At 58.6% G+C, this 14,387-nt stretch carries 12 protein-coding genes; all 12 read right to left on the bottom strand.

What is annotated here, in order from left to right; translation table 11 throughout:
• Positions 1 to 22: 22 nt before the first annotated feature.
• Positions 23 to 499, bottom strand: a complete 477-nt coding sequence (locus NFH97_RS17500) for a hypothetical protein (protein ID WP_349625243.1) — start codon at positions 497 to 499, stop codon at positions 23 to 25.
• A 64-nt stretch (positions 500 to 563) separates the two neighbouring features.
• Entirely contained in the window at positions 564 to 2,744 is a 2,181-nt protein-coding gene (locus NFH97_RS17495) for a hypothetical protein (protein ID WP_349625242.1), read from the bottom strand.
• A gap of 2 nt (positions 2,745 to 2,746) precedes the next feature.
• On the bottom strand, positions 2,747 to 3,286 hold the full coding sequence (locus NFH97_RS17490) for a macro domain-containing protein (protein ID WP_045994426.1): 540 nt from the start codon (positions 3,284 to 3,286) through the stop codon (positions 2,747 to 2,749).
• A 598-nt stretch (positions 3,287 to 3,884) separates the two neighbouring features.
• Positions 3,885 to 5,120, bottom strand: a complete 1,236-nt coding sequence (locus NFH97_RS17485) for a Vgb family protein (RefSeq protein WP_349625241.1) — start codon at positions 5,118 to 5,120, stop codon at positions 3,885 to 3,887.
• Positions 5,121 to 5,415: 295 nt separating this feature from the next.
• Positions 5,416 to 5,931 carry a GNAT family N-acetyltransferase gene (locus NFH97_RS17480; RefSeq protein WP_349625240.1) on the bottom strand — a complete coding sequence of 172 codons (516 nt, stop codon included), beginning with the start codon at positions 5,929 to 5,931 and terminating at the stop codon, positions 5,416 to 5,418.
• A gap of 332 nt (positions 5,932 to 6,263) precedes the next feature.
• Positions 6,264 to 6,641, bottom strand: a complete 378-nt coding sequence (locus NFH97_RS21240; protein ID WP_502878702.1) for a GNAT family N-acetyltransferase — start codon at positions 6,639 to 6,641, stop codon at positions 6,264 to 6,266.
• Positions 6,642 to 7,094: 453 nt separating this feature from the next.
• A complete protein-coding gene (locus tag NFH97_RS17475) occupies positions 7,095 to 7,700 on the bottom strand; it encodes a hypothetical protein (RefSeq protein ID WP_222516555.1) in 606 nt (201 codons plus the stop codon).
• Between the two features lie 922 nt (positions 7,701 to 8,622).
• Positions 8,623 to 9,882: a D-amino acid dehydrogenase gene (locus NFH97_RS17470; RefSeq protein ID WP_045992464.1), complete on the bottom strand. Its 1,260-nt coding sequence runs from the start codon at positions 9,880 to 9,882 to the stop codon at positions 8,623 to 8,625.
• A gap of 218 nt (positions 9,883 to 10,100) precedes the next feature.
• Positions 10,101 to 11,399: an MATE family efflux transporter gene (locus tag NFH97_RS17465; RefSeq protein WP_222568927.1), complete on the bottom strand. Its 1,299-nt coding sequence runs from the start codon at positions 11,397 to 11,399 to the stop codon at positions 10,101 to 10,103.
• 183 nt (positions 11,400 to 11,582) lie between these two features.
• Positions 11,583 to 12,164, bottom strand: coding sequence for a YceI family protein (locus tag NFH97_RS17460; protein WP_349625239.1), 582 nt, complete (start codon positions 12,162 to 12,164; stop codon positions 11,583 to 11,585).
• A 142-nt stretch (positions 12,165 to 12,306) separates the two neighbouring features.
• A complete protein-coding gene (locus NFH97_RS17455; RefSeq protein ID WP_349625238.1) occupies positions 12,307 to 12,891 on the bottom strand; it encodes a cytochrome b in 585 nt (194 codons plus the stop codon).
• A gap of 235 nt (positions 12,892 to 13,126) precedes the next feature.
• On the bottom strand, positions 13,127 to 14,317 hold the full coding sequence (locus tag NFH97_RS17450) for an O-succinylhomoserine sulfhydrylase (RefSeq protein WP_239452535.1): 1,191 nt from the start codon (positions 14,315 to 14,317) through the stop codon (positions 13,127 to 13,129).
• Positions 14,318 to 14,387 lie beyond the last annotated feature (70 nt).

The raw sequence follows: 14,387 nt of genomic DNA, 5'->3' as shown, positions 1-14,387 counted from the left end.
TCTACGTACGACCAACGAGCGATCAGGGGGAGCCGACGCCCGAGTCTACCCGCCCCTCGTTAATTGCATTGGTAAACGGATCATCAAACCCCGAGCCTACCGCGCCTTCATTGATACTCGGGGTAAAAGGATCGTCGCGTCCTGATCCGACTGCGCCTTCATTGATATCGTCGGTAAACGGATCATCGATGTCCGAGCCGATCACACCTTCATTCACGTCGTCAGTGAAGGGATCATCGAACCCGCTTGCTACCGCCGCTTCGTTGATATCTTCCGTAAAAGGATCGTCAAAGCCCGAACCCACCGCCCCTTCGTTGATCTCGCTGGTCCAGGGGTCATCAGTGGCCGCGGCGACCCCTGATGACAGGGCCAGCATCAGGAATAGACAACGAACGCCATACCTCATGACACACCCCATGACGGCAAAATGCCAGGATACAAGGCCCCATTTGCTGCCATGCTGACCCGGGTCCATAAAAAAAGGGCCGGAACCCTGCACGGGTACCGGCCCCTTCTGTCATCTCTTTTCCTTCTACTTTCTTACGTCTCTTGTGGGCTCGAGCCTAGCCGATGGGCTCTACCTCGACCAGCGGCTCCCGCGGCAGCAAGGGTCGCCAGTAAGCAAGCTCGGCGGCCACCGGCAACAGATTGACCGACACATCCTTGCGAGTCGGTTTGCACGGACGGCAGCGTCGCTCGATACCGGGCTGATTGAGCTGAATACAGGTGTACAGCTCCAGGCCACGGGCATCGATGGCGCTGACACACAGCTCGCACTTGAACGACTGGCCCATTTCGGTCGCGACCTTGAGGCGTCGTCCCTCCAGTCGATAGGTAATGATGCCTGCCGCGCTCTTCACCTTGCCATCGCCCTGTTCCAGGGTCTGCCCACACAGGCACCACTCGTAGTCCACCGGGAAGGCGGTGAGCCTGGGCCAGGCTTCAAACACGCCGCACCATCGCACCGGGCTGGAACGACAACGAGAACAGTCCTTCGCAATGTAGTCAGTCACCTCTCCGCGCTCTGTCACGCTCCATCGTGCAGCAATATCCAGCGATGGCGTCGGGGTGTCGAAGGTGATCCAGTCCAGATGCAGTGCACCCTGCTGATCGATCTGGCGCCAGGCACGTAACTTGGCCAGGCGCCCTTCGGACGTGCGCATCCCGAAGACCACCTCATGGTGAGGCATGAACAGGAACCATCGTGGCCACGTGAGGGGTATCAGGCCCAGAGACATCTGGCTTGTTGCCAGCGGCAGGCGCGATATCTGCACCGGCGTCAGCGCGCCGAAGGAGGTCCCCGTGACCGTCAGCCCACTGCCACCGACGGCATTCAAGCCACTTGCGGGATTCCAGGCGAGATCGGTTCCGGGCGACACCCCCGCACTGAGGGCGCCACTGTCCAGATCCACCGAGAACCCTTCGAGACCGATGTTTCCGCCCTGGTGTTTTACCGGCACCGAGACCGACCGCACGATGCTCGAGCGCAATTCCAGATCATCGAGGACGATACTGGACAGCGTCAGACCACCACCGATCGGCCCGAGCGGGATCGCCGGCAGGCCACCAATGGCCCCGCTGATTCCATCCGAAATCAGACCATCGGCGATGCCTTCTGCCACCGCCTCGACAATCGCCAGCACCACGGCGGCAATGATGACTCCGACGATACCGCCGAACAGACCTCCCAGACCGAGTGAGGCAAGCCACACCCACCAGGCCAGGTCCACATCGGTATCCACCACCGGCGTGGTGGCAGTCACCGTGATCGCCCCAGCATCCAGACCGATATCGATGAAGAACGAGAAATTCGACTCCGCCGACCAACCACTACCCGAGTCGGTGGCACGTCCCGTGACGGAAATGCGATTGGCGACAACGCGAGCCTCAAGACTTCGAAGCGTCCCCTGACCACCCGGTGCGGGGATACTGCGGTTTAGCCTCAAGGGGGTGTCGAAATCGGTGACAGGTCTGCCCATGGAGCTTGCGATACGTGGGCGCATTACCCTGGCCAGCAACCAGAAGTTGCTCATCGTCACCAGCGACTGGCTCCCGGCAGGGATCAAGCTGGAGGTGACGTTATTGATATTACCCCCGCCGTCGCTGGACATGCGCACACCGAACGCAAGGCAATCACGATCCAGTGCCGTGGTATCGTTCACGGTGGTGACATCGATGTCGAAGACGGTTGTCGCATCCGTATCGTCGACGACCGGGATCGCTGGCGTCAGATCGATTCGACCGATGCTGGACTGAAGCTGGTCGAGCACGACTCCCGCCATCATGTTCTGCGCCTGCGTGAGGCTCAGCCCCGCAACATCCAGAAGCGGCTCAAGCAGTGACACCGACGCAGGATCGAAGGCCACATTGACCGTGGGCGCACCGGCATTGAAGTCCATGGTGGCGAACTGATTGCTGCCCTCGGTCACCATGGCGATACTGTCCACCACCGTGATGGCGCCACCGATCGGGGCCACCGTCAACGCCAGGGGCGCGGTGATCTGGAGCTGAGAATTGGAAAAGGGAACGGTCAGCCCCATTCTCGGCCGAGGGCGGTCCAGGTCGGCGACGGGGGTATCGAAATTCAGATCGGCGCTCCCGCTGACACCGCCTGCATTGACTGGCACGCTGATACTGGGTGGAAAGATCCCTCCGGCGAGGAAGGCCGTGGCAAGTTGATTGTTGAGTTCGTTCTCGGAAATCTGAACGAGCATGTCAAAACCGGCTGTTCGATCCAGTGCCATGACTAGCCCTCCTTGTGAACAGCAAAGCCATCATCGTCCTGCGGCTTCGCACCCGGCTTGATCTCGCCGATACGACCACGCGGGAAGGCCGCAGCCTTGAAACCCGCCACCTTCACTCCGGGACCTACCACTGCTGTCTGTTCGACCTCCCCATGGGCCCGCTCGACGGCCTTCAGCTCCTGCCTTGACAATTTGACACCGGCCTTGAGCAAGGCCTCGACAGGATGCGCCATGTATAGGCTCGCGTTCGCCTCGTCCTTGGCCAACCACTCCATCATCAACTTGTCGGCCTCCTGGAGTTTCTTCATCACCTCTTCTGGTAACGCAAGAGGCTCGGCATCCCGACGGGGCGCTCCCTTGCGAGGACGGCAGCGCAGAGGACGCTTGGGGAGCGCGAAGTCTCCTCCAGGCACGAGGCGCACATTGATGTTGGCCTCAAAGCCCTGGGGCACCTTGGCCACCACGAGCTCTTCCGCCCGATCCTTGCCCAGCCCCACCTGAGAGCGGCATGGGCAGGGATCGGGGTCTTTTGACGTATTCATGTGTTGGCTCCTTGACGTTGAATGACGTTTGCAACTTCGCAGGGCAGCGCAGTACAGGTCGTCAACAAGAAGCTCGGCGAGAAATAACGCTACCCGGGTCATCGAAACGATGACCGAGCGGGGGTAGTCGACTTCCGGGACGTCAGCCCACCGAAACAGGAGGCAGGCGACCGGAATCTGATGCTATGCGAGGAAGGAGGGAAACATGCTCGGACACCGGAGCTTTGGATAACGGGCAAGGCGCCCCGACAGCGTCCCCGCGCTGACCTCTTTCATCTGACACGAAAAGGAAAGCGCTTCTGGCGGCGCAGCCCTGAATAAAATGTGCTTAAAAAGGCACCAGGGCCACGACCGCAGGACACCAAACATCTCGGCTAATTTATCAAGTACTTACCAAGTATTCCTGATGGATTCAATCAGAATGACTACCCCCGTAGAACACTCTTCCTAAGTAAACTTGGCCTTTGAAGCATAGACTGTCTTCGTCAATGTGACGATGTCCAATCAACCATCAAGGCAACAAATGAAGGCACCCCGCCGAGAGGCTTTCTCGACGGGGTGCCTGAAGGGGGCTACGGACACCGGAACAACCTGGTCCCTAGCGATTGATCTCGACACGAATGATGCGATTGGTGGCGCTCTGATGAATCAGCAGGTCGCCATTCCGGGTCGGTCGCATATGCCGCACGATACCGGCGTAAATACCGCCGGACGGGATCGCCCAGCTCTGGAAGGTCTCGGTGGCGGGATCAAAGCGCACCAGAGCATCGGGGCGCATCCCGGATTCGTTGTACCAGACCACGCCATCGAGTACCGCGATCGCGTAGGGATGAGACTTCTCGCCGCTTGGCGACGGCCACTCCTGCACCTCACCGCTGCGGGGGTCATAGCGCCCAAGCCGGCCCCTTCCCGAATTGACGTACCAGATCATGCCGTCATCGGCGATATCGAGCCTGCGCACAGTGGTTGCCTGGTGGGGAAGTTCGATTTCGGTAAGCGCCATGGTGTCGGGATCGACCCGTACCAGGCAGTTGCTGCCATTGCAGGCTACCCAGGGTGTGCCCTCGGCATCGATCTTGATGCCGTAGGGCCGCGCCCCTGTGGTGGGCATGGCAACGAGTTCGACCTCACCGGTTTGCGGATCCAGGCGTCCGATGCGATTGGCGTGCTGCGCCGTAAACCAGAGAAGGCCGTCATCATCGAACACGGCCGTGTGGGGATCACGCACCGAGCGGTCAGGCATGTCGACCACCTCGATATCCCCACTGGCCGGGTCGAGACGCCCCAGCGTCCCGTTCTTGTTGCCGGTAAACCACACACCACCGTCACGATCCAGCGTCACAGAGTGAGGCATGCTGCCGGGCGGCAGCGGGTATTCGCGCATCTCACCGGACATGGGATCAATGCGCCCCACCAGATTTCCCCATTGGCCCGCCCACCAGATCCCGCCGTCTGGCGCCTCGGCCGGATCCCTTGAGCGCTGCCCTAGCGTCGGCACCACCCATTCATGGAAGCTGATATCGGTATCTCCCTCAAGCAACGTCGGTGCCCGTCGCTCATTGGGAGGAAAGTGCTCCGCCAGATAGTCGGCGATAGCCCCGCGGCGGGCAGGATCACTCGAGAGATCCACCATGGTGCCCATCAACTCGAGCCACCCCTCACGGCTGTAGCCAAGGCTCTGGCCGATGCGACTGACCGGATGGCACACCGAGCACTGCACTTCGACAGCCTCCCTGCCCTCCCCCGATGGCAGGCCGGCGCCCAGGGCCACCGACGAACCAGCGAGCAGCCAAATCGAGAGACATAGCCCCTGAACCCCCGTCTGCCTGGTCATACGCCGCCTCTCCGAGCCTGAGCCTGAACCTGAACGTATCGATTGCACCGAGTGCACAATTGGGTGTACCGCACTATTTGATCGCCGGCCTCGCTTAGCCTGATGCATCCTCAGCCACCCGCTCACCGATTCGATACCGGATACCACCGAGACGGCGCCGTCCCGCTAAGCACCATCCGTCCTGAGCCATATGGCGATCGACCACGCCAATGCCTATTCAGCGTAGGAAAAATGGCGCGGCCCTGCAGGTCCCGTTCGATGCCGCACGCACTTGCTCATTGAGGCCGCCGACTTCTTATTGCTCCGTAGCCCGATGTTGTCCATCACCAAGCCGCGCCATATAAAATGCTCCCACGTACTCACCACCTCGAAAGGCAAAATCCTTAGCCTCTCCCTCGATGCCAAAACCGAATCGTTTGTATAATTCAATGGCGCGTTTATTATCGACATAGACAGTGAGCTCCAACCGCCGAAGAGCAAGCCAATTGTCGGCCAGGTCGATTGCTGTAGAAAGCAAGGCTGTGCCCACGCCTGAACCTTGAGCTTTATCCTTTACTCCCATACCCAAGGAGCCGACGTGTCGTCGACGCGGGTTTTGACAAACCTCCAGGCCAAGGGTTCCGACGATTTCTCCATCCAGTAAAGCAACGTACATATACACATTGTCTGGTGTGCTGGCTAAGCGCTTTTCCCACAAGGCAATAGATGGGTGAGGAAGCTGGAGCGTAGTCTCATAAGCGCTTCTGCAGTCGTATATATCTTTAACACCACGAGCATCGGATGGCTCAGCTCTTCTAATCTCGACGTCCATGTTGGCCAATCCCTCCATTGGGAACATCAGCGAAAACATCCTATCCCTTTAACTATATCGCCCCACAAGCACCACCACCTTTCTATCCTTTGTATATTCTCTGACTACAGCCCATACCAAAGCACTACACATATGTGCTATAACACTTATACAAAAGAATAAAGATCTCTCAAACTTCCACAAATTTAACTCGAAATAATGATAAGATTCAGTCAGCTAAAGGTGCTCAATCCAAACGTGCACTACAGACATACACTGGACCTTCAAACGTGGACTCATGAAACACAGACGCACTATAGACTTGTATAACATGAAGAAACTCCCACGTTTTTCTACTCTACAGGCTTCCACAGAGTCTTAGATTGATCTTTATAGAACCTCTCCGCATCTTCATTAAAGGACATGACGTCCAGCCTAATTTTCTCCGCGCCTTGTGCTTTAGCCCAATCATCACAATGGGACATCAACATACGACCAATACCAGATCCTTTTGAGGCTTCATCTACGACTATGGAGCCGACTCGACATATCGGGCTACTTATCAGAAACGGAATCGACTCATTTCGAGTGATTTTCGCTGTTACAAATCCGACAATGTCGCCGGCAACTTCCGCTACCAGAAAAATTCTAGCCGTCTCGTCTATAGCGGTTAGAAGGAAGTCCTTTTCCGCGTCAGAAGGCTGGGCGGATGCAGCTTCTAAGTGCAACACCGTCAACGCGTTGATGGCAAAACCTCATGCGGCTGCACGATAATCTCTGCGTCTGGCTGCTTGGCTCGCAGAAATACCTGCTCTAGATCTTCGACAAAGACCCAGAGAAGGAATCCATTCCCGATAGCACTTGTAGCAGGTGGTTTGAGACCATATTCGCCTGCCTGAAGCTGGTGTAGCATAAGCAACACTTTGCCGTTGTACATAAGCCGATCAAAATCTGGGCGATCATGGTCGTTTGAGCAACCCGAGAATTACTTTGTACCAAGCGACACTTGCAGGCACGTCACAAACTGCAATCACGGTTTCAGTTCGCATCTTACCTCCGGGGCAATCTACCTCTACAACAATGGAGAAATTTATTTATAATAAATTTAATAATGCGTGAGATAATCGAACATAAAGGCCAAGTTTCAAATACGCCATATGTCATATTAGAACTATTAACGTTGATTACAACAAAACCCTTGACGCAGACTGACTTTGATTATTGAAAAGATATTCTGCTCTAACTATTTTTACGCACGCTTTCATCGAAAGCCATGCATACAAACCAAAAAAAGGCAGTGTAAACATAATTTTAATTAACACCTCAGAGGATGAAAAACCTAGAATGCTGGATAAAACCATTGGTGAAAGAGCTAAAAATGACATAATAACATAACATATTGAATAAAATGACTTACGCCATACCCTAGAAAATTTCGTCTTATACTTTTTCTTAAAAACCAACTTAAAGTCTCTTTCAACCTCCAGTCTTTCGAACATCTGTTTAGAAAAAATAAAATCGTGCAAGCATTGAACAGGGTCTTTCAGAGATAAAATGTACTCTATTTCATTAGATTTTACAGTTATCGTGCCTGCAATCGCCTGATAACCTTTACTAAGTACATATGGATGCAGAGTCTCCTTTCCCGAATCATTTAAAAACCCTTTTGCGAAATTATACTCTTCTCTTAGATTGATTTTATTTCCGGAAGAAACATCAAAAAACGTTTTCCATGCAGTAACGATAGCGGCAAAACCCAATACAAATCTAGCGACTGTATCCCAATCCATGCTCAAACTCCATACTATGGTATAATCATACCGGTGCGGTATAACCGTGGCACTTAAAATGAATATCTCCATAAACTTTGTTTTCATGGTAAATTCACTACACCTAGGCTTGGCATCCATAAACATTCCAAGAAAGAACACAGAACGCCCCGATCAGTCGTGTAGTAACTGGCACTCGCCTTCTCGCCAGCAAGACCTTGCTACGGGCCAACGGTATCTGCAAAGTGATAACTTCACCATCACGATGGACGTCAAATGCCTACTACTAACGACAACTTTAAATTTTGTCCAAAAGATCCCTCACACCAACATCCTCACCACCCTGCAACAGCAGTGCGGACACCTACCCTCTATGATGAGTCCGATGATAAAATAAGTACAAAATCAAGCTCGAGAACCTCTTGCGATCAGGTATCCCCTTCATGTTCCTGTACTCAAGAGGTTCTGGCCGCTAATTCTGAGTGCAACGCGTCCGCAATAAGCGGGAGTTCTCGAATTTCGCGCGGGCAGGCTACCGCCGAGGTGTGTCACTCGAACACGCCCCTGTAGTGCCTCCTTCACGTCACGACAAGTGCCTTGCTCTCTTGTGGTGCGACCACCGCCTCAATAACGCGAACAAAGTGCCTTCGCCCCCCCCTGGCCGGGAGTGCCGGTGATAGCTGCGTCTCATGAGGCTAACTTTACTTATCCTCTCCCAGCGTAGTCCGTCGGGCACGGTGATTCGAGCATGAGCTCAATCCCGAGGTGGACGTCTGTCGTTGTTTACAATCCTGCGTACGGTATGTGGAGGGAGCCACCGAATCGTCGCCACAAACGACGACACCCCGGCGGGCAAGTCCCGTCGGGGTGTCGTTTGGTGGCGGCTGTGTCTTGGAGTTATGCCTCGGCGTTATGCCTTGTCTTCCCTCTACAGCCTCAGGCTTCAGGCGGCGTAGCGGGATACGGCCAGACCATCGGGGTTGATGGCGGGCGTGCGACCGTCGATCAGGTCGGACAGCAGCTGAGCACTGCCACAGCTCATGGTCCAGCCCAGGGTGCCGTGGCCGGTATTGAGCCACAGGTTGTCGTACTTGGTGGCGCCGATGATCGGTGTGGAGTCCGGGGTCATCGGGCGCAGGCCGGTCCAGAATTCGGCCTTGGCCAGATCGCCGCCTTCCGGGAACACATCACGCACGACCATGGAAATGGTGGCACGACGCTTCTCGGCCAGGCTGAGGTCGTAGGATGCCAGCTCCGCGGTGCCGCCGACACGGATTCGGTCGTCGAAGCGCGAAATCGCCACCTTGAAGGTTTCGTCCATGACGGTGGACTGGGGCGCGCCGCCGTCATCGACCACCGGCAGGGTCAGGCTGTAGCCCTTGACCGGGTAGATCGGCAGGCGGATGTCCAGGTCACGGGCGAGGAACGGCGAGTAGCTGCCCAGCGCCATCACGTAGGCGTCGGCGGTCAGGGTGCCGGCGCTGGTGTGCACCGCCTCTACCTTGCCGGAGACCCGCGTCAGCCGCTCGATGGTGGTGTTGAACATGAACTCGACACCGAGCTTCTCGCGGCAGTAGTCGGCCAGGCGATTGGTGAACAGGTGGCAGTCACCGGTCTGATCGTCGGGCAGATGCAGGCCACCGACAAACTTGCCGGGCACACGGGCAAGCGCCGGCTCCACCTGGGCGATGCGGCTGGCGTCCAGCAGTTCATGACGCACGCCGCACTGCTCGAGGACCTTCATGTCCTTGCCCACCGCTTCGACCTGCTTTTCCGTACGGAACAGCTGCAGCAGGCCACGCTGGCGATCTTCGTAGCGCAGCCCGGTCTCGTCACGCAGCGCATTGATGCAGGCGCGGCTGTGCTCAGCGACGCGGACCATGCGCTCCTTGTTGAGGGCGTAGCTGTCGGGATTGCAGTTGCTGAGCATCTGCATCATGAAGCGACCCATGTTCGAGTCCATCTTGGGCTGGATCTTGAGCGGCGCATGCTCCTGGAACATCCACTTGACCGCCTTCTGGGGGATGCCCGGGGCAGCCCAGGGGGAAGAGAAGCCGAAGGATACCTGGCCGGCGTTGCCGTAGCTGGTCTCCATCGCCACGGAGGGCTGACGATCGACCACCTTTACCTCGTGTCCCTGACGGGCCAGATAATAGGCGGTGGTTACCCCTACGACACCCGCTCCCAGTACCAGTACCTTCATGTCGCCACTCCTCTGTTCTCGTTGTCGATGGCCCGTCCCGATCCCGGGCGTTGAGCATGAGATAGGCCGTGGCCAATGGCCACGGCCTGCAATGAGAGCAGTATAGGGTCGAGTCCGAAGTGTTTTATTCTTTTTTAGCCACCTTACGCGAACGGTGATATCGAAGTTATTACGAGTCGCAGGCTTTACTTTCTTTCAAGCTTCTTAAAACAGTTGATTCAACTACCCTGAATTTCACCCCTGCCGCTACGCTTGGGGCGCGACAATGTTCGCCGCAGCAACAGGTAGGCGCCAAGCCCCGCCAGCAGGTTGCCCACCCCCGCTCCAAGCCCAAGGCCGGTAACACCTCCCATCAGCGTTACACCGAGCCATAGGCATGGCAGGTAGAACACGAACAACCGCGCAGCAGACAGCAGCATGGCGCGCATCGGCCAGCCGAGGGCATTGCCGGCCGACACCACCAGCATGCACACCCCGAGCGCGGCATAGCTCGGCAACATGAAGCGCATCAGCACCATCAGCGATTCGCTGACCTCCGGCGTGCCGGCCAGGGCACGGGCGACCCAGGGCGAAGCCAGCGCCAGCGACACACCCAGCATCAACTGCCACACCACCACCACCTTGAGGGCAAGGCGCATCAGGCGGTGCACCTGGGCCCAGTCGCCGGCGCCGTAGCAGCGGCCGAGCCAGGGTGGCAGCGACATGGTCAGCGCCAGTACCACCATCAGCGACACCGTCTCCAGACGGCTGGCAAGTCCCCAGGCCGCCACGGCGGATTCGCCCAGGCGTGACACCGTGGAAATCGCCAGCATCGCCGCCAGTGGCGGCATCAACTGGCTGACCATGGCGGGACAGGCGACCCCCGCAAAGGACCGCCCCGATAGCCGCCATTCCTCCCGGAGGCCTTCGAACGCGAGCCAGTGGCGCCCCTTCAACTGCCAGCCGAGCAAGGCAAGGCCGCTGCCAAAGGCAAGCACCGTGGCCCAGGCGGCCCCGGGCAGGCCCATCCCGTCCCAGTTGCCGATACCAAAGATCAGAATCGGATCGAGACACAGGTTCACCAGGCTGGTCAGCACCATCATGCTGCCGGGAAAGCTGGTGTTGCCGTGGGCACGAAACAGGCTGTAGCCGAAGTACACCACCGCCCCCAGCCAGGCGGCGACCAGCTGGGGTGCCCAGTAGGCGCGAATCAACTCCCGCGCGTGAGCGTCAGCCCCAAGGGCCCCGAAGATGGGGCTCTGCAGGGCCCATAACACCAGCGCCAGCAGGCCGATGGCGACTGTCCCCATCATCAGCGACAGACTGCCCAGACGTTGGGCGCGGTCGTCTTCGCCTCCGCCCAGCGCCCGGGAAATCAAGGCGGCAATGGCGATCCCCATGCCCACCTGTACGCCGATGATCAGAAACGACAGCGGAAAGGTGTAGGACTGGGCCGCCAGGGGTGCGGTGCCCAGGCGCGCGACGAAGGCAGAGTCGACCAGCTGAAAGCCGAGCAGCGACAGCACTCCGATCGCCATCGGCCAGGTCTTTTGCCACAGGGTGCGCCCCAGGGAGGTAGAGTCGGAACTTAGGTGCACGGTGTCTCCGGATGGTAGATAGGCCGCTTATGGTAAGCCATAACGAACCCTCGCTCAGCCTCCTTCAACGGCAAAAGCCCCGGGCACCTGTCCCGGGGCTTTCGTCATGTTGACCAGGGCGTGTTACTGACGAATGCCTTCGAAGGTCACGTACAGCTCAAGATTGTGCATCGGCTCGGGGAACTTGCTCATGTCGATGTCGTAGTCGGACAGCGCCAACTCGGTGGAACCTTCGAAGCCTGCGCGATAGCCGCCCCAGGGGTCGTCACCCTCGCCCAGCAGGGTCACCGGCATCTCGATGCTGTTGGTCACACCATGCAGGGTCAGGTCACCGCTCAGAACACCTTCGCCATCGCCGGTAGATTCAAAGCCGGTGGAGGTAAAGGTGGCGGTCGGGTACTCACCGGCGTCGAGGAAGTCACCGCTCAGGATGTGCTTGTCGCGCTCGGCGTGGTTGGTATTCAGACTGGTGACATCAACCTCGACCTCGGCGGACGCCGCCTCGACGTTTTCCGGGTCGTAGCTGAAGGTACCGTCGAAGGACTCGAAGCTACCCAGAATATAGGAATAGCCGAGGTGGCTGATCTTGAACTGGATAAAGGCGTGCTGGCCTTCAGAATCGATGGTGTAGTCGGCGGCCTGGGCCTGGGCCAGCGGCAGCAGCGAGGCGGCGGTCAGGGCGGCGATGGCGGTCTTCTTGAACATGTCACTCTCCTTGATGGTTACGCGGTGATTGCGTCAGCACTCTTTCTCTATACCGACCTTGGGTCATGCATCGGCCCCGGGCCGGTCGATTCTTGACGTCCGGACAACACCTGCCGGCGGTCGCAGGGTAACGTTGGCGTCTTCAGGCCTGCTCCCCGGTGGTCTTTTCTGGCTTGGTCCGACGCGCCAGGCGCGGGTCGACCATGCGAACCAGAGTGTCCTGACGGTCCAGGTAGTGATGCTTGAAGGCCGCCAGGGCGTGGCCCGCCGACAGGATGATCAACGCCAGCGCACTGTACCAGTGAACCACGCCGGCGCGGGAGGCCTGCTCCGGCAGGTCGCTGATCAGCGCGGGCACGGTAAACAGGTCGAGCACGGCGATGCCCTTGCCGTCGGCGGTGGAGATGAGATACCCGCTGATCAGCACCGTGGTCATCAGCAGATACAGCGCCAGATGGCCGAGCGCCGCTCCACGACGCTCAAGCGCTGAACCGTGGGCCTCGGGGGATGGCTGCACCAGCCGCCAGAGAATGCGGCCAGCCACCAAGAACAGCAGTAACATGCCGACACCACGATGCCACCAGGGCGCCAGGTTGTACCAGTTGCTGTAGTAGTCGAGACCGGTCATCCACCAGCCCAGGGCGAACAGACCGAGAATCGCCAGCGCACTTGTCCAGTGCAGCAGGATGGCGAACAGGCCCCACCCCTGGCGTGAATTTCGCCACATGCCAACGTCCTTTGATTAATCGATGAAATCGAGCTTAACGCATCTTTAGACGGCAAACCGTGGAAAAATTTCGAACGATAGATACGATAAAACCGCGATATGGCGCGCCTGGCTACTGCCCTTCCCCCGTAACGCAACGACCGCCGACGAGCGGACTCGTGCGGCGGTCGTGGTAAAGCAGCGCTTCGACACATCACTATGGGGAGGCTCCAGCATGGCAGCCTCGGGCGAACCTCTAGACCAGGGCGTCGAGCCCCCTGGCCAGGTCAGCCTTGATGTCGTCGAGATTCTCGAGCCCCACGGCGATGCGCAGCAGATTCTCGGAAATGCCGGCGGTTGCCTTCTGTTCGTCCGACAGACGCCCGTGGGTGGTGGTCGCCGGGTGGGTAATGGTGGTCTTGGCATCCCCCAGATTGCCGGTGATCGACAGCATGCGGGTGGCATCGACCACTGACCAGGCCTGCTCGCGCCCGCCCTTGACCTCGACCCCGACCACGGCGCCGAAGCCCTGCTGCTGGCGGCTCGCCACCTGGTGCTGGGGATGACTCTCGAGTCCGCTATAGTGAACCTTCTCTACCGCCGGGTGAGCGTCAAGCCAGCGCGCCAGTTCCAGCGCCGAGGCGGCGTGAGCCTTCATCCGCAGGTTCAGCGTCTCCAGTCCCTTGGTGAAGATCCAGGCATTGAACGGGCTGAGGCATGGGCCGCAGGTCCGCACCACTCCGAAGACTTCCTCGAGCTCCTTGTCACGCCCGACCACGGCGCCGCCGATGGCGCGCCCCTGGCCATCCAGGTACTTGGTGGCCGAATGGATCACCAGATCGGCGCCCAGTGACAGCGGCCGCTGCAGCGCCGGCGTCAAGAAGCAGTTGTCGATGGCGAGCAAGGCATCGTGGCGATGGGCCAGTTCGGCCAGCGCTTCGATATCGACGACCTCGGACAGCGGGTTGGAAGGCGTCTCGGCGAACAGCAGTCGGGTCGCCGGGGTCATCGCCGCTTCCCAGGCGTCCAGATCGGAAAGCTCCACATAGCGTGTGGTGATACCGAACTTGCCGAGGTACTTGTCGAACAGGCTGACGGTGGAGCCGAACAACGAGCGCGAGGCGACGATCTCGTCACCGGCCTGAAGCAATGCCAGCGCGGTGGACAGGATGGCGGCCATGCCGGAACTGGTGGCCACACAGCGCTCGCCCCCTTCCATCGCCGCCAGGCGACGTTCGAAGGTACGTACCGTGGGGTTGGTGAAGCGCGAGTAGACGTTGCCCGGCTCATCACCGGAAAACTTGCGCGCCGCTTCGGCTGCGCTGCCGTAGACAAAGCTCGAGGTCGGAAAGATCGGCTCGGAGTGTTCCTGCTCCTGGGTGCGATCGTGCCCCGCCCGGATGGCCAGGGTCTCGAGGTTCCATTCGTCCTGCGTCGGGTCCAGCATATCCGTCTCCATCACTCGCCAGGGTGCCGTCGACTCGGACAGGCCGAGAGGGAGCGCCTTCGGGCACTCC

The organism is Halomonas sp. SCS19 (assembly GCF_040147015.1).
In the GTDB taxonomy this organism is placed as follows: domain Bacteria; phylum Pseudomonadota; class Gammaproteobacteria; order Pseudomonadales; family Halomonadaceae; genus Halomonas; species Halomonas litopenaei.
Note: the sequence above shows the minus strand (reverse complement) of the source record. Positions and strands in the feature narration are given on the sequence as shown.